Origin of the sequence: Micromonospora coriariae, assembly GCF_900091455.1 — a bacterium.
GTDB lineage: Bacteria > Actinomycetota > Actinomycetes > Mycobacteriales > Micromonosporaceae > Micromonospora > Micromonospora coriariae.
The window spans coordinates 4,095,912-4,111,357 of the sequence record NZ_LT607412.1 but is presented as its reverse complement, the minus strand read 5'-3'; the positions used below and the strand labels follow the sequence as shown (position 1 = coordinate 4,111,357).

General features: G+C 72.7%; 18 protein-coding genes. 3 read left to right on the top strand and 15 right to left on the bottom strand.

The window, feature by feature from the left end; all coding sequences use genetic code 11:
- Positions 1-3: 3 nt before the first annotated feature.
- The gene (locus GA0070607_RS19315; RefSeq protein ID WP_089019457.1) at positions 4-360 is read right to left on the bottom strand and encodes a hypothetical protein; all 357 of its coding nucleotides are present in this window, start codon (positions 358-360) and stop codon (positions 4-6) included.
- 445 nt (positions 361-805) lie between these two features.
- Here GA0070607_RS19315 and gndA point away from each other — a divergent pair, with 445 nt between their 5' ends.
- A complete protein-coding gene (gene gndA / locus GA0070607_RS19310; RefSeq protein ID WP_089019456.1) occupies positions 806-2,248 on the top strand; it encodes an NADP-dependent phosphogluconate dehydrogenase in 1,443 nt (480 codons plus the stop codon).
- Positions 2,249-2,288: 40 nt separating this feature from the next.
- Here gndA and GA0070607_RS19305 read toward each other — a convergent pair whose 3' ends face one another.
- The 5 genes from GA0070607_RS19305 to recO all read right to left on the bottom strand — a co-directional run bounded on the left by GA0070607_RS19305 (position 2,289) and on the right by recO (position 5,395).
- Positions 2,289-3,050, bottom strand: coding sequence for a pirin family protein (locus GA0070607_RS19305; protein WP_089019455.1), 762 nt, complete (start codon positions 3,048-3,050; stop codon positions 2,289-2,291).
- The gene (locus GA0070607_RS19300) at positions 3,047-3,292 is read right to left on the bottom strand and encodes a thioredoxin reductase (protein WP_231929984.1); all 246 of its coding nucleotides are present in this window, start codon (positions 3,290-3,292) and stop codon (positions 3,047-3,049) included. Before GA0070607_RS19300 ends, GA0070607_RS19305 begins: the two co-directional genes overlap by 4 nt.
- Positions 3,293-3,455: 163 nt before the next feature.
- A complete protein-coding gene (locus GA0070607_RS19295) occupies positions 3,456-3,641 on the bottom strand; it encodes a hypothetical protein (RefSeq protein WP_089019454.1) in 186 nt (61 codons plus the stop codon).
- A gap of 69 nt (positions 3,642-3,710) precedes the next feature.
- A complete protein-coding gene (locus tag GA0070607_RS19290; RefSeq protein ID WP_089019453.1) occupies positions 3,711-4,511 on the bottom strand; it encodes an isoprenyl transferase in 801 nt (266 codons plus the stop codon).
- Positions 4,512-4,519: 8 nt separating this feature from the next.
- Positions 4,520-5,395, bottom strand: a complete 876-nt coding sequence (recO, locus tag GA0070607_RS19285) for a DNA repair protein RecO (RefSeq protein ID WP_089019452.1) — start codon at positions 5,393-5,395, stop codon at positions 4,520-4,522.
- A gap of 102 nt (positions 5,396-5,497) precedes the next feature.
- Between recO and GA0070607_RS19280 the strand changes: the two genes are divergently transcribed.
- Positions 5,498-6,307, top strand: coding sequence for a DUF4097 family beta strand repeat-containing protein (locus GA0070607_RS19280; RefSeq protein ID WP_089021943.1), 810 nt, complete (start codon positions 5,498-5,500; stop codon positions 6,305-6,307).
- On the opposite strand, the gene GA0070607_RS19275 is transcribed toward GA0070607_RS19280, so the two are convergent.
- The 8 genes from GA0070607_RS19275 to GA0070607_RS19240 all read right to left on the bottom strand — a co-directional run bounded on the left by GA0070607_RS19275 (position 6,294) and on the right by GA0070607_RS19240 (position 13,680).
- Positions 6,294-7,406: an acyltransferase family protein gene (locus GA0070607_RS19275; RefSeq protein ID WP_089019451.1), complete on the bottom strand. Its 1,113-nt coding sequence runs from the start codon at positions 7,404-7,406 to the stop codon at positions 6,294-6,296. The genes GA0070607_RS19280 and GA0070607_RS19275 overlap by 14 nt on opposite strands.
- 166 nt (positions 7,407-7,572) lie before the next feature.
- Entirely contained in the window at positions 7,573-8,478 is a 906-nt protein-coding gene (era, locus tag GA0070607_RS19270; protein ID WP_089019450.1) for a GTPase Era, read from the bottom strand.
- Entirely contained in the window at positions 8,475-8,861 is a 387-nt protein-coding gene (locus GA0070607_RS19265; RefSeq protein ID WP_089019449.1) for a cytidine deaminase, read from the bottom strand. Before GA0070607_RS19265 ends, era begins: the two co-directional genes overlap by 4 nt.
- Positions 8,854-10,275, bottom strand: a complete 1,422-nt coding sequence (locus GA0070607_RS19260; RefSeq protein WP_408630916.1) for a hemolysin family protein — start codon at positions 10,273-10,275, stop codon at positions 8,854-8,856. The genes GA0070607_RS19265 and GA0070607_RS19260 overlap by 8 nt, the downstream gene beginning before the upstream one ends.
- Positions 10,251-10,724: an rRNA maturation RNase YbeY gene (gene ybeY / locus GA0070607_RS19255; protein ID WP_089019447.1), complete on the bottom strand. Its 474-nt coding sequence runs from the start codon at positions 10,722-10,724 to the stop codon at positions 10,251-10,253. Before ybeY ends, GA0070607_RS19260 begins: the two co-directional genes overlap by 25 nt.
- A 15-nt stretch (positions 10,725-10,739) precedes the next feature.
- On the bottom strand, positions 10,740-11,798 hold the full coding sequence (locus tag GA0070607_RS19250) for a PhoH family protein (RefSeq protein WP_089019446.1): 1,059 nt from the start codon (positions 11,796-11,798) through the stop codon (positions 10,740-10,742).
- A 131-nt stretch (positions 11,799-11,929) separates the two neighbouring features.
- Entirely contained in the window at positions 11,930-13,312 is a 1,383-nt protein-coding gene (locus GA0070607_RS19245; RefSeq protein WP_089021942.1) for a serine hydrolase domain-containing protein, read from the bottom strand.
- Between the two features lie 8 nt (positions 13,313-13,320).
- Complete coding sequence (locus GA0070607_RS19240; protein WP_089019445.1) at positions 13,321-13,680, bottom strand: histidine triad nucleotide-binding protein; 360 nt, start codon at positions 13,678-13,680, stop codon at positions 13,321-13,323.
- Positions 13,681-13,773: 93 nt separating this feature from the next.
- Between GA0070607_RS19240 and GA0070607_RS19235 the strand changes: the two genes are divergently transcribed.
- Entirely contained in the window at positions 13,774-14,535 is a 762-nt protein-coding gene (locus tag GA0070607_RS19235; protein ID WP_089019444.1) for an SDR family NAD(P)-dependent oxidoreductase, read from the top strand.
- A gap of 171 nt (positions 14,536-14,706) precedes the next feature.
- On the opposite strand, the gene GA0070607_RS19230 is transcribed toward GA0070607_RS19235, so the two are convergent.
- Entirely contained in the window at positions 14,707-15,441 is a 735-nt protein-coding gene (locus tag GA0070607_RS19230; protein WP_089019443.1) for a 16S rRNA (uracil(1498)-N(3))-methyltransferase, read from the bottom strand.
- Positions 15,442-15,446 lie beyond the last annotated feature (5 nt).

The following is a 15,446-nucleotide window of genomic DNA, read 5'->3' as shown; positions in this document are numbered from 1 at the left end:
CGGTCAGCTGCGGCGGAAGGCGTAGCGGCGCGGTTGACCGGCTCGCTGGCTCTTGCCGCCAGCGGAGCGGCCTGCCCCGGCCTGCGGCGGTCCGGCCTTCGGCGCCGCCGGCCGGCCGGCCGCCAGCGATGCGTCGGCCACCGGTGGCACGTCCAGCGCCGCCGGCACGTCGACCACCACCGGCACGTCGATCGCCGGCGGCACCCCGACCGGCAGGGCCGACTCGACCGTCAGGGCCGGCAGGTCGGGGTGGATCGGCAGAGCCGGCAGCGGGCCGCGGCCAGCCGCCGGCCCGGTGCCGGGCGGCGTCGGTGCGGGGGTACGGGACGACTTCTTCTTCGGGTTTCGCCTGGCAGGCATCCGGGCCTCCTTCGGTGCCGACCGTCAACGCGGTTCCCGCGCTCGATCGGCTCAGCTGGTGACCGTCGCGCCGCGACGGTCGAGAGGGAAGGGACTGCTCACCGGGGTGGGGCAGGGCCGGCACCGCCGCGCGGCGGGTGGGGATGCGGGACGCCCGGGAGCGCACGGACCGCGGCGCGGGGCAGCGGGCCGGCTCGGAAGTGGGGCGTCAGTTGCGCATGCCCGCACGCTATCGGGTGGGCGGGTACCGGCGCACCCGGTTTTCCTGGCAACATCGGCGGCCCGCTGCCGACGCGCCCACCGCGATGGTGACCGCGCGGAGAATCAGCTGGCCGGGGCTGAGCGCCACCGGCCGATCACCGGCTGTCGACGAGGCGGCCCGCTCCGCCGCGCACCGCGATACGGTCGCAACACGGCAGTACGACGGTGAGAGGTGGCGGCACGGATGGCTGAGCAGGCGACCGCGCAGATCGGCGTGACGGGGCTGGCGGTGATGGGCCGCAACCTGGCCCGCAACCTGGCCCGCAACGGCTTCACCGTGGCGGTGCACAACCGTTCGCCTGAGCGCACCCGCAGCCTGATCGCGGAGCACGGCGACGAGGGCACCTTCGTGCCCGGCGAGTCGATGGCCGACTTCGTGGCGTCGCTGGAACGGCCCCGGGCGGTGATCGTGATGGTCAAGGCGGGTGCGCCCACCGACGCGGTGATCGACGAGCTGGTGCCCCTGCTGGAGGAGGGCGACATCGTCGTGGACTGCGGCAACGCCCACTTCGCCGACACCCGCCGCCGTGAGGAGGCGCTGCGCACCCACGGTCTGCACTTCGTGGGCACCGGCGTCTCCGGCGGCGAGGAGGGCGCGCTGCTCGGGCCGAGCATCATGCCGGGTGGTTCGGTCGAGTCGTACGCCAAGCTCGGGCCGATGTTCGAGAAGATCTCCGCCCACGTGGACGGGGTGCCGTGCTGCCGGCACATCGGGCCGGACGGCGCCGGGCACTTCGTCAAGATGGTGCACAACGGCATCGAGTACGCCGACATGCAGCTCATCGCCGAGGCGTACGACCTGCTCCGCGCCGGACTGGGCGCGGAGCCGGCGGAGATCGCGGAGATCTTCCGGGGGTGGAACGGCGGCGAGCTGGAGTCCTTCCTCATCGAGATCACCGCCGACGTGCTGGCCCACCGCGACGCGGCCACCGGCCAGCCCTTCGTCGACGTGGTGCTGGACCGGGCCGAGCAGAAGGGCACCGGGCGGTGGACTGTGCAGAGCGCGCTCGATCTGGGCGTACCGATCACCGGGATCGCCGAGGCGACCTTCGCCCGCTCCCTCTCCGGGCACGTCGACCAGCGCGAGGCGGCCCAGCGGGCGTTCCCGGACGCCGGTGAGAAGTGGCAGGTGGCCGACCGGGAGGCGTTCATCGAGGACGTCCGCCGGGCACTGCTCGCCTCGAAGATCGTCGCGTACGCGCAGGGCTTCGACCACATCCGCGCCGGCAGCCAGGAGTACGACTGGGACATCGACCTCGGTGGCACGGCGACCATCTGGCGGGGTGGCTGCATCATCCGGGCCCGCTTCCTGGACCGGATCCGCGAGGCGTACGACGAGCAGCCCGAGCTGCCCACGCTGCTTGTGGCTCCGTACTTCGCCGAGGCGGTCGGCGCCGGCGTGCCGAGCTGGCGGCGGGTGGTGGCCGACGCGGCCCGGGCCGGAGTCCCGACCCCGGCGTTCTCGTCGTCGCTGGCGTACTTCGACGCGCTGCGCGCCGAGCGCCTGCCGGCCGCGCTGATCCAGGGCCTGCGGGACAACTTCGGCGCGCACACCTACCAGCGTGTCGACCGCGAGGGCTCGTTCCACACCACGTGGGCGGGAGACCGTACCGAGTCCCCGGCCTGACGACGCGTCGCCCGGCCCTCTCCCGGACGCCGGGTCGGGGTCAGGCGACGGTGGCGTGCATCTCCCAGACGAGGATCTCGGCCGGCTCGTCGGCGGTGACCCGACGGCCGCCGGTCATCGTGAGCCGGACCGCGTCACCGGTGCCGAGCGGGCCGCTGCCCTCCAGGTTCACCGTGCCGTCGGGCACGTACAGGTGCACGTAGGGCGCGTCCGGGATGGTGACCTCGTCGCCGGGGGCGAGTCGGGCGGCGTGCAGGGTGGCGTACCGGTTGCGGATCCGGATCGCGGACGCGCCGTCGTAGCGTTCCATTCCGGAGGCGACCGGCACGAGGCCGCCGCGCAGCAGCTCGTCCTCGATCTCCAGCTGCTCGTAGCCGGGGTCGACACCCTCCTCGTCGGGGAGCACCCACATCTGCACGAAGTGCACCGGGTCGCTGTGCGGCTCCTGGTTGTTGAGCCGCCAGGCGTCGTTCTTCTCCGAGTGCAGGATGCCGGTGCCGGCGCTCATCCGCTGGGCCAGCCCCGGATAGATCACCCCGGAGTGCCCGGTCGAGTCCTGGTGCACGAGGGAACCGCGCAGCACCCAGGTGACGATCTCCATGTCCTGATGCGGGTGGGTCTCGAAGCCGGCACCCGGGCGGACCACGTCGTCGTTGTTGACCAGCAGCAATCCGTGGTGGGTGTTGGCCGGGTCGTAGTGCCGGGAGAACGAGAAGGAGTGCTTGGAGTCCAGCCAGGAGATCCGGGTGGCGAAGCGGTCCTCGGCCCGGCGCACGTCGACCGCCGGGGCGGGCGCGGTCACCAGGCACGCTGCCCGGTGTCGGCGGGCGACGGCGCCCAGGTCAGGGCCGGGTCCCCGGTCGCCAGCTCGGCGATCTCGCCGGTGCGCAGCTGGGGGGTGTGGCCGAACTCGGCGCAGTGCTGCTCGGCGATCTCCGCGCAGATCTCGGCCACCTGCTCGCAGATCGGGTCACCCAGATCGGCCGCGTTCAACGCCATGATCATCTTGTACCGGAGATCCCGCACGTCCACCCCAACCGCCAAGTGCCGCCACCTCCGGACCCTACTCGCGCCCCTCCCCCCACCACCGAAGAACAACCGCACACCCCCGCCCCCGCCCACGCGCCGCTTGATCGACACGGAGGTCGGCGATGGATCAGGGAAAGGCGCCGCCCACACGAATGCGGGCGGCGCCTGGAGATCGGGCTTACCAGAACCGGCGGCGCTTGGCCTTCTGGGGGCGCATGAAGTCCGCGCCCTTCGTCAGCAGCCGGCTCACCCCGGAGGGACCACGCCGGGCCTCCAGGGTGTGGCTGAGTCGGCGGGCGCCGGCCGCGGCCAACGGCACCGCGATCGCCATCACCGCCCACTGTGCGATGCGCTTCTGGATCATGTGGGTTCACCTCCGTCAGTGGCTCCTGACTTCAGTGATACCCAGCGTGACGTGCCGGTAAGCCTCGGCTCAGCCCACCGGGGCGACCGGGTTGGGCAGCGCGCCGCCGAACCGCCGGTCGCGCTGGGCGTACAGCTCGCACGCGTACCAGAGGTGACGGCGGTCGAAGTCCGGCCAGAGCGTGTCCAGAAAGACCAGCTCGGCGTACGCGGTCTGCCACAGCAGGAAGTTGGAGATGCGCTCCTCCCCGGAGGGGCGCAGGAACAGGTCCACCTCCGGGATCTCCGGGTGGTAGAGGTACTTCGCCACGGTCTTCTCGGTGACCTTCGCCGGGTCCAGCCGCCCGGCCGCCACGTCGCGGGCGATCGCGGCGGCGGCGTCGCCGATCTCCGCCTGCCCGCCGTAGTTGACGCAGAACTGCAGGGTCAGCGTGGAGTTGCCGCGGGACATCTCCTCGGCGGTCTGCAACTCGGAGATGACGCTCTTCCACAACCGCCCGGGCCGGCCCGACCAGACCACCCGGACACCGAGTTCAACCAGCTGGTCGCGGCGACGGCGGATGACATCCCGGTTGAACCCCATCAGGAACCGGACCTCGTCCGGCGAGCGCCGCCAGTTCTCGGTGGAGAACGCGTACGCCGACAGGTACGGAATGCCCATCTCGATGGCACCCTCGATGGTGTCGAAGAGGCTGTGCTCCCCCGCCTCGTGGCCCTTGGTGCGGGGCAGCCCGCGCTCCTTGGCCCACCGGCCGTTGCCGTCCATCACCACGGCGACGTGCTTCGGCACCGCCTCGCCGGGCAGCGCCGGCGGCCGGGCGCCCGACGGGTGCGGTGTCGGCGGCACCGGCTCACGCCGGCCGGCCCTCATCGATCGGATCACTCGGCTCTCTCCCTGCTCGCGCCGTCCGCCCCGGCCTCCACGTCGCCGTGCGGCCGGAGCGTCGCGGCCCCCGCGCCGCCCGGCGGCGGGACCGCGCCGGCCGCCGAGGGACCCCGGTCGACCAGCGGCAGCGAGCGTAGCGCGCGTTCCAGGTGCCACTGCAGGTGAGCCGCCACCAGCCCACTGCACTCCCGGCGTACGCCGGCCTCGGTGGCGTCGGCGATCACCCAGTCGCCGGTGGTCAGCGCGGACATCAGATCGATGGTGGCCGGCGCGGGATGGGCCGCGCCGGGCGGCCGACAATCCGGGCAGACCGCGCCGCCGGCCGGCACGGAGAACGCCCTGTGCCGCCCCGGCGTGCCGCAGACCGCGCACGCGATCAACGCCGGCGCCCAGCCCGCGAGGGCCATCCCGCGCAGCAGGTACGCGTCGAGCACCAGGGTGGTGGCGTGCTCGCCCCGGGACAGCGCCTTCAACGCGCCCACGGTGAGCTGGAACAGGCGCAGCGACGGCTCCCGCTCCACCGGGGTCAGCCGCTCGGCGGTCTCGGCGATCGCGCTGGCCGCCGTGTAGCGGGGATAGTCCCCGAGGAACCGCTTGCCGTACAGGTCGATGCCCTCGACCTGGCTGACGGTGTGCAGCGAGCTGCCCAGGTTGCCCTTCGGGTCACCGGCGAGCTGGAGATCGACGTGGCCGAACGGCTCCAGCCGGGCACCGAACTTGCTTGTGGTGCGACGGATCCCTCGGGCCACCGCACGCAGCCGGCCGTGCCGGCGGGTCAGCAGGGTGATGATCCGGTCGGACTCGCCGAGCTTCTGCACGCGCAGCACCACCGCGTCGTCGCGGTAGAGCTGTCGGCGGTACCCGGCCATCGGACCATTCTCCCTCGGGGTGTGAAATCAGGGTCGGCTCGGGGTGGATGCGCGGAGGAACCCCGATGCGGCGGGCCGGTGACCGGCCGTAGCGTGCTCGCCATGGCACTGCACCAGACCACCGCCGACCTCCGCCGTCGCGCCGCCGCCCCCATCGCGCTGGGGCTGACCACCGCCCTCATCCTGCTCGCCGGGTGCGACAACCTGTCCTTCCGCCGGCTCGACTACGACGACACCGAGACGGTGAAGATCACCGCGATCCGGGTGCAGGGGGGCTCTGGCGACGTGGTGGTCCGGGGCACCGGCCCGGCCGGGCAGGCCCGGATCAAGCGGGTGGTGCGCTACCAGGGCGGCGAACCGGACAACGCCAGGTACGAGATCGAGGGCAGCGAGCTGGTGCTGGACACCGACTGCGGCTCGCAGTGCAGCATCTCCTACGAGGTGACGGTGCCGGAGGGCGTGGCCGTGCAGGGCGAGACCAGCTCCGGCAACGTCGAGCTGAGCCGGGTTGGCACAGTGGAGCTACAGGTGAGCTCGGGCGACGTGCGGATCTCCGGTGCGTCGGGCGCCGTCGGGGTGGAGGCCCGCTCCGGCAACATCGAGGTGAACGAGGCCGCCGCGGCGGTACGGCTACGCGCCTCGTCGGGAGACATCACCGCACGGCGGCTGGGCGGCACGGTCGACGCCGAGGCCAGCTCGGGCAATGTCAACGTGGAACTGGACAAGCCCGCCTCGGCCCGGGTCCACGCCTCCAGCGGTGACGTCACGCTTGTGGTGCCACAGGGCAGCTACCGGGTCCGGTCCAACGCCGACTCGGGCGACGAGACGGTCACCGTCGCCGACAACCCAGCGGCGTCCCTGGTGCTCGACGGCTCGGCCGACAGCGGCAACCTCACGATCAGCGAGCGTTGACCTCGACGCTGGCCGCCTCCCCGGCCGTCCGCTGCGCCGGCACCACCGCTCGTCCGACGGTCGCCCCGATACCGTCCGCCGCTTCGGCACCCAACCGGACCGCCGGGCCACCGGGGATCAGCTCCGGGCGGCGACGGGCGGCGACGTCCTCGACCCAGCCGACGGCCAGGGCGACCAGGCCCACCAGCACGAAGACCAGCAGCACCCGGACGGCCAGTCCCAGCGGGTCCTGGTGGGACCAGCCGACCACGTCCACCAGCGGGGTGAGCGCCACCACGAACGGCATGTGCCAGAGGTAGACGGTGAGCGCCCGCCGATTGACCACGGTCACCGTGCGGTCGGCCAGCCGACTACGGCCCAACCAGGCGATCCCCGCCGGTGCCCGACCCAGCACGATCAGGATGAACGCGGCGGACCAGAGGGCGTTGCCGAGGTGGTTGTCGTTGAGGTCGTACCCGCGTGGGCCCGGATGCGCGACGATCCAGGCCCCGCCGCCGACCGCGAGCGCCAGCGCCACCGGGTAGAGCACCCGACCGGCGAGGCGGCGCAGCATCCCGGCGTGGTGGGCGAAGCCGAGCAGCCACGCGCCGAAGTAGAGCCCGAACTCGCGCAGCACCGGCGGCGCCGGGTAGATCCCGGTCTCGATCGCCACCAGCAGGAGGTACGGGGCGAGCAGAGTGGGCAGCGGGGCTCGCCGGAACAGCCAGAACGCGATCGGCGAGGCGAGCACGAACCAGAGGTAGTCGCGCAGGTACCAGATGACGCTCAGCGCCAGGGCACCCCAGTGGTTGGCCGGTGGATCGGCGATCGGGAACAGCCACAGCAGCAGCCGGAAGGACGCCGGCAGCCCGGTGAGCAGCATGGCCGGCACGAAGATCACCGCCACCACCCACAGCGACGGAAGCAACCGCCGCAGCCGGCGGCCGACCGCAGCCGGTCCGCTGCGGGTCAGCGAGGCGGCCATCAGCGAGCCGGCCAGCGCGAACATCACCGACATGGCCGGGAAGACGAGAGTGAGGGTCGCCCACCCGGTGACGTGGTAGACGACCACCCGGACGATGGCGAGGAACCGGAGCAGATCGAGGTATCTGTTGCGCATCAGCCTGCATCTGGGTCGGGGACGCCGGGCGTACTTCCCCTACCCTTCGCGGCCGCGCCGCCAAACGGCGGTCGCCCCTGTCAAACGTGAATTTCGCCCCGTGCCCGACCGAAGGTGATCATGTGCCCCGGTCCGACCGGAAAGCCCGGCCGGACCGGTGCGTCGATCAGAAGCCCAGCTTGCGCAGCTGTTTCGGGTCGCGCTGCCAGTCCTTCGCCACCCGCACGTGCAGGTCCAGGTAGACCCGGCTGCCGAGCAGTTCCTCGATCTGCTTGCGGGCGGTGGTGCCGACCTCCTTGAGCCGACTCGCCTTGTGACCGAGCACGATCGCCTTCTGGCTGGGCCGTTCCACGTACAGGTCGGCGTAGATCTTCATGACCTGACCCTCGGGGATCATCTCCTCCACCACCACGGCGATGGAGTGCGGCAGCTCGTCACGGACCCCTTCCAGGGCCGCCTCCCGGATCAGCTCCGCGACCAGCACCTGCTCCGGGTCGTCGGTCAGCATGTCGTCCGGGTAGAGCTGCGGCGACGGCGGCAGGTAGCTGGTCATCACGTCGACCAGGGTGTCCACCTGGTGGCCGGAGACCGCGCTCACCGGCACGATCTCGGCGAACTCGCCCATCTTGCTGACCGCGAGCAACTGCTCCGCCAGTCGGCGCTTGTCCACGAGGTCGGTCTTGGTGACCACCGCCAGCACGGTCGCCTTCAACCCGGCCAGCTCACCCGTGATGAAGCGGTCGCCGCGCCCGACCGGCTCATCGGCCGGGATGCACAGGCCGATCACGTCGACCTCGGTCCAGGTGGATCGCACCAGGTCGTTGAGGCGCTCGCCGAGCAGCGTACGGGGGCGGTGCAGGCCCGGCGTGTCGACCAGGACCAGCTGCGACTCGGGCCGGTGCAGCACGGCCCGGATGACGTGCCGGGTGGTCTGCGGCTTGTTCGAGGTGATCGCGATCTTGGTGCCGATGATGGCGTTGGTCAGCGTGGACTTGCCGGCGTTGGGCCGGCCGACGAAGCAGCCGAACCCGGCCCGGTACGGGCGACCGTCCGGATCCTGGACGGGGGTCACTGGGTCACCGTGCCGAGCACGGTGCCGTCCGGCGCCGCCACGTGGATCGGCGCGTCCACGGCGAGGTCACGCACCGCGGCATGCCCGGCGCCGTCCAGCGTCGACGCCTCGGTCACCACCACCGCCGCCTCCAGCCGGCTCGCCCCGGCCGCCACGGCCGAGGCCACCGCCAGCTGCAACGCCGTGAGGGTCAGTGAGGGCAGCGCGACGCTGGCCGCCGCGTACGTGCGGCCATCCTGGTCCCGGACCGCGGCGCCCTCGACGGCACCGACCCGCCCACGGGCTCCCCGGGCCAGGACGACCAGCTTGCCGTCCTCGGCGCTCAGCGGGCCCGGCGCGGTGGGGGTGGGCCGGGCGGCGTGCGCGGCGGGTGTGTCAGGCATCGGCGGGTTGCCTCTCCTCGTCTCGATAGTGGTCCTGGTCGTCCCCGGGGCCGGCGTGCTCGCCACGCCCCGCGGTGTCCTGCTCGTCGCCCGGTTCCACCCGGCTGACCAGAACGGTGTCTATGCGGTTGCGCCGGCCGGTGGTGCCCTCGGCGACCAGCCGGAGGCCGGCCACCTCGGCCTGCGCTCCGGGGATCGGCACCCGCCCCAGCGACTGGGCGAGCAGGCCGCCGACCGTCTCCACCTCATCGGTGGGCAGGTCCGTGTCGAACAGCTCGCCCAGATTCTCCACCGGCAGGCGGGCGGTGACCCGCACGGCGGAGTCCGCCAGGCGTTCGACCGGCGGGCGTTCGACATCGTACTCGTCGGTGATCTCACCGACGATTTCCTCCAGGATGTCCTCGATCGTGACCAGGCCGCCGGTGCCGCCGTACTCGTCGACGACGATGACCAGGTGGTTGCGGGCGGCCTGCATCTCCGACAGCAGGTCGTCGACCGGCTTGGACTCCGGCACGAAGGTGGCCGGCCGCATCAGCTCGGCCACCGGCAACTGCTCGGCGTCCGGGTCACCGCCCCGGGACCGTCGGATCAGGTCCTTGAGGTAGAGCACACCCAGCACGTCGTCGACGCTCTCGCCGATCACCGGGATGCGGGAGAAACCGGACCGCAGGAACAGCGCCAGCGCCTGCGCGAGGGTCTTGCCCTCCTCGATCCACACCATCTCGGTACGCGGCACCATCACCTCGCGGGCGATGGTGTCGCCGAGGGCGAAGACCGAGTGGATCATCTGCCGCTCGCCGTGCTCGACCACGCCGCGCTGCTCGGCCAGGTCGACCAGCTCGCGCAGCTCCACCTGGGTGGCGAACGGCCCCTCCCGGAAGCCGCGCCCCGGGGTGACCGCGTTGCCGATGAGGATGAGCAGCGACGCGAGCGGGTTGAGCGCCCGGCCCAGCCAGCGGACCAGCGGCGCCACCGCCCGCCCCACGGCGTACGCGTGCTGCCGGCCGATGGTGCGCGGAGCGACCCCGACCACCACGAAGCTGACCACGGTCATCGCGCCGGCGGTGACCAGCGCGGCCCGCCAGCCGGCGCCGAAGGTGTCCACCGCGACCAGCGCCACCAGCGTGGTGGCGGTCAGCTCGGCGAGCAGCCGCAACAGCAGGAGCAGATTGAGGTGCCGGACCACGTCGGCGGCGACGGTCTGCAGGGTACGGGCGCCGCGCACGCCGTCCCTGGCCAGCTCGGCGGCCCGAGCCGGGGAGACCGCGGCGAGCGCCGCCTCGGTCATCGCGATCAGGCCGGCCAGCACCACCAGGCCGGCCGCGAAGACGATCAGTTGCAGGTCGGGCAGGCCGGCCGTGGGGCCGGCCGCCAGTAGCGGAGTGGGCATCACTGGGTGCGGGTCGACCGCCAGCTGACCAGCAGTCGGGCCTGGAGCGCGAACATCTCCCGCTCCTCCTCCGGCTCGGCGTGGTCGTAGCCGAGCAGGTGCAGCACCCCGTGCACGGTGAGCAGGTGCAGCTCGTCGGCCGGGGCGTGCCCGGCGGTCGCCGCCTGCTTGGCCGCCACCTCGGGGCAGAGCACGATGTCGCCGAGCAGGGCCGGCTCGCCGCCGGACGGAGCGCTCTCGCCCGGGCCGTGGTCGACGCTGCCCTCGTCCATGGGGAACGCGAGCACGTCGGTCGGGCCTTCGCCACCCATCCAGCGGTGGTTCAGCTCGGTCATGTAGTCGATGTCGACCAGCAGCACGGACAACTCGGCGAGGGGGTTGACCCCCATCTCGTCGAGAGCGTGCCGGGCGACGGCGAGCACGGCGTCGGTGTCGACGTCGACACCGGACTCGTTGGCGATCTCGATGGACAACTGCTTTCCTCTGCTTTAGCGGCGGCGGCCGGCACGGCCGCCCTGGGCGGGTCGCCCGGGCACCGCGTGGACGCCCTGCGCCTGCTGGGTCTCCCGCTCGGCGTCCCAGCGGGCGTACGCGTCGACGATCTGCCCGACCAACTGGTGGCGGACCACGTCGGAGCTGGACAACTGGGCGAAGTGCACGTCCTCGACGTTTTCCAGGATCTCCCGGACCACCCGCAGACCGCTGGTCGTGCCGCCGGGAAGGTCCACCTGGGTGACGTCACCGGTGACGACGATCTTGGAATTGAAGCCGAGCCGGGTCAGGAACATCTTCATCTGCTCGGGCGTGGTGTTCTGCGCCTCGTCCAGGATGATGAACGCGTCGTTGAGCGTCCGGCCGCGCATGTACGCCAGCGGGGCGACCTCGATCGTGCCCGCGGCCATCAGCTTCGGGATCGACTCGGGGTCGAGCATGTCGTGCAGCGCGTCGTAGAGCGGGCGCAGGTACGGGTCGATCTTCTCGTTCAGCGTGCCGGGCAGGAAGCCCAGTCGCTCACCCGCCTCGACCGCCGGTCGGGTCAGGATGATCCGGTTGACCTGCTTGGCCTGCAACGCCTGGACGGCCTTCGCCATGGCCAGGTAGGTCTTGCCGGTGCCGGCCGGGCCGATGCCGAAGACGATGGTGTGCGAGTCGATCGCGTCGACGTACCGCTTCTGCCCGAGGGTCTTGGGGCGGATGGTGCGTCCGCGCCGGGAGAGGATGTTGAGCGTCAGAACATCGGCGGGCCGTTCGGCGGTGCCCTGCTCGAGCATGCCGACGGTACGCCGAACCGCGTCAGTGGTCAGGGTCTCGCCTTTCTCGATGAGTTCGAGCAGCTCAGTGAAGACCCGCTCGGCGAGGGCATTGTCCGCGGGCGCACCGGTGATGGTGATCTCGTTGCCACGCACGTGCACGTCACTGGTGACCGAGCGTTCGACAAGTCGCAGGATCTCGTCACCTGCGCCGAGCAGATTGACCATGATCTTCGAGTCGGGCACGGTGATCCTGGTCTGCACCCGGGGCGGGCCGGGAGGTGGGGTGCCAGTCATAGGTCGGGCCGAAGGGCCCAGCGCACCTGCTCTCGATCTCGGCGCCGGCCCTGCTGGCACGGCGTGCGGACGTTACCCCCATCGTATCCGTTCAACGTGGCCCGCATCGCGTCCATTTCCGCTGGCCGCGATCAACCCCCGGCCCGGAAGTCGTACCGGTCGAAGGTCTCCTGGTGGCGGGTGAAGCGGTATGTCGCCCAGTGCATCCGGACCACGGCGCCCGACTCGTCCCGGGTCAGCCTCAGCAGCTCGCCCGCCTCCCGACCGGAGACCGTGCGGAACACGTCGGGCCGGTCCGGCAGCGGGGCGAAGATCGCCGGTGGGCGTCCCGGCGGGTCGCCGGCCCCACGCGCCCGCAGCGTCCCGTCGTGCCAGGAGAAGACGTACTCGAAACCCTCGCCCCACCAGCGGCCGAGCAGACCCCGCAGGGCGGCCGGAGCGGGTGCGCCGGGCCGCCACGGCTCAATCTCGGCCGGGTCGTGCTCGACCGCCGCCGCGAGCAGCCGGTGCGGCAGATCGAACAGCTCCGCCGCCGTGCCGGAGGAGCCGAGCACCGCGGCGCCCATCGCGCCCGCCGTGCCGTCGCCGCCCCTTCTGCCGTACACCGCGGCCAGGAAACCGGGCATGGCCCCGTCGTGCCCCACGTGCACCACCCGTTCACCCTGCGGCACCAGGATCAGCCCGAGCCCGAAACCGGTCCCCCAGAGCGTCTCGTCGGTGGTGGTCAGCGGCCAGCGCATCTCGTCCAGCGTGGCCGGGGCGAGCACAGCGCCGGCCGGGTCCAGCGCCGCCGGGTCGGCGAGGAACGCCGCCCAGCGGGCCATGTCCGTCGCGGTGCTCCAGAGCTGGGCGGCCGGGCCGACCGCGCCGAAGTCGGTCGGCGGCTCCTGGTGCGCCTCGTCGGAGTACGCGTCGACCAGGAACCCGGTGGCCGCCGCCGGCCCGGGAGCCACTGTGGTGTCGGTCAGCCCCAGCGGCGTCAGCACCCGCTCGGCGAGCACCTCGGCCCAGCTGCCGCCGCGCAGCCGGGCGACCAACTGGCCGAGCACGGCCACGCCGAGGTTCGAGTAGTGGAAGCGGCGAGCCGCCGCCAGCACCCGCTCGGCCCGGTCCAGCTCGGCCACCAGTTGGTCGGCGTCCGGTGCGCGCAGGCTGTCCCAGACGTCGCCGAACGGCTCGCGTTGCAGGCCACCGGTGTGCGACAGCAGCCGGCGGACGGTCAGCTCACCGTGCGCGGGCAGCTCCAGGTGCCGGCCCACCGGGTCGTCCAGGTCCAGCAGCCCGTCGTCGCGGCACTGGAGGGTGAGCACCGCGGTGAAGGTCTTTGTGACCGAGCCGATCCGGAACTGGGTGCGCGGCCCCAACGGGCTGCTGGTGCCGGAGCCGCCGACCGTGCAGCTCCACAACTGGCGGTCGGCCCGGTGCAGCGCCGCCGACACCGCCGGCACCCGGGCGTCGGCCTGGACCCGGCGGACCAGCCGGCCCAGCCGCTCGTCCACGGCTCGGGTGGACATCGCCTCGCTCACGCCAGGTCCCGGGCGAGCATCGGGCCGAGCGGCGCGCCACCGAGCAGGTGCGCGTGCGCGTGGAACACCTCCTGCCCGCCGTACGCGCCGGTGTTGAACATCAACCGGAAGCCGTCGCCGAGCAGCCCCTCGTCCTCGGCCACAGCGGCGGCCGTGGCCAGCACCTCCCCGGCCAGCGCCGGGTCACCCTGGGCGAGGGTGGCGATGTCGGCGTAGTGCTCCTTCGGAATCACCAGGACGTGCACCGGCGCCTTCGGGCCGATGTCCCGGAAGGCGAGCGTGGTGGCGGTCTCCCGGACCACGGTGGCCGGAATCTCCCCGGCGACGATGCGGCAGAACAGGCAATCAGATCCCATCGGGGCAGTGTAAGGAAGGGCCCCTTGTTAACGCCTCCGGTAGAGGAAGGGTCCCTTCCTAACATCGGTGCCAGCTACGGCAGGATGGCCGCCATGACGGATCGGGCGGTACTGGTGACCGGGGCCTCGCGTGGGATCGGCCGGGCGGTGGCGGAGGCGTTCGCGGCGAGCGGGGACCGGGTGGCGATCCACCACCGCGACTCCGCCGACGCGGCCGAGCAGTTGCGTGCCCGGCTGCCCGGCACCGGGCACGTTGTGGTCCGCGCCGACCTCACCGACCCGGACGCGGTCCGGGCCATGGTCGACCGGGCCGCCGAACTGCTCGGCGGCCTGGACGTGCTGGTCAACAACGCCGGGATGTACGGCGACCGGGACGACCCGCACCCGATCTTCGGCGCCTCCTACGAGCAGTGGCAGAAGCGCTGGCGGCAGGTGCTGGAGACCAACCTGACCGGCGCCGGCAACGTCACCTGGTGCGCCGCCCAGCACATGCGGGAGCGCGGCGGGCGGATCGTCAACGTCTCGTCCCGGGGCGCGTTCCGCGGCGAGCCGGACCAGCCGGCGTACGGCGCCAGCAAGGCGGGGCTGAACGCGCTGGGCCAGTCCCTCGCGGTGGCGCTCGCGCCGTACGGCATCGCGGTCGCCACCGTCGCGCCGGGCTTCGTGGCGACCGACATGACCACCGAACACCTCCGCGGCGATCCGGGCGCGGCGATCCGGGCGCAGAGCCCGTTTGACCGGGTGGCCCGGCCGGAGGAGATCGCCGACGCGGTGCACTGGCTGGCGTCGCCCCAGGCCGAGTGGGCCTCCGGCACCATCGTCGACCTCAACGGCGCCTCCTACCTACGCAGCTGACCACCCGCGCCCCGCCGCGCCTCTTCCCCGTCGATCTAGGGCATTTCGTCGCTAGTGGATCTCCAACAGCGACGATATGCCCTAGATCGACGACAGGGGGCACCCAGGGGGCGGGGCGGGGACGGGGGCGGGGGGTGGGGAGGGGCGGGGAAGAGGCGCGGCGGCGGCTGGTTACCAGCGGTTGAGGCGGGTGGCGAGCACGCTGAGCGCGGCCACGCCGGCGGTGGAGGTGCGCAGCACCGCCGGGCCGAGCCGGACCGGCCGGCCACCGGCCTCGCGGAAAGCGGTCAGCTCGGCCGGGGCGATGCCGCCCTCCGGGCCGACCACCAGGACGATCTCCCCGGCCGACGGCAGCTCGGCGACGGTCAGCCGTTCGTCGGCCTCCTCGTGCAGCACGAACCCGGCGGCGGCACCGGCGATCCGGCGGGCCACCGTGGCGGTCGACTCGTCCGGTGCCCCGGCCACCACCGGCAGCCAGGGGCGGCGGGCCTGCTTGGCCGCCTCCCGGGCCGTGGCCACCCACTTCTCCCGGGCCCGTACGCCCCGGTCTCCGCGCCACTGGGTGACCGAGCGGGTCGCCGCCCACGGCACGATCTCGTCCACCCCGACCTCGGTCATCGCCTGCACGGCCAGCTCACCCCGGTCGCCCTTGGCGATGCCCTGCACGATCACCAGCCGGGGTACGGGCGCGTCCGCGTACCCCCGGGAGGTGATCGTGAGTTCCAGGCTGCCCCGGCCGACGGCGGTGACCACGGCGGCGGCCGTGCCGCCCCGGCCGTCGGCGAGCAGCAACTCCTCGCCGACCCGCAGCCGCTGCACTGTGGCGGCGTGATGCCCCTCGGGACCGTCGAGGGTCATCGTGTCGGCGGTGGGCAGCGACTCGACCAGGAACAGCGGGGCGGACACGATGA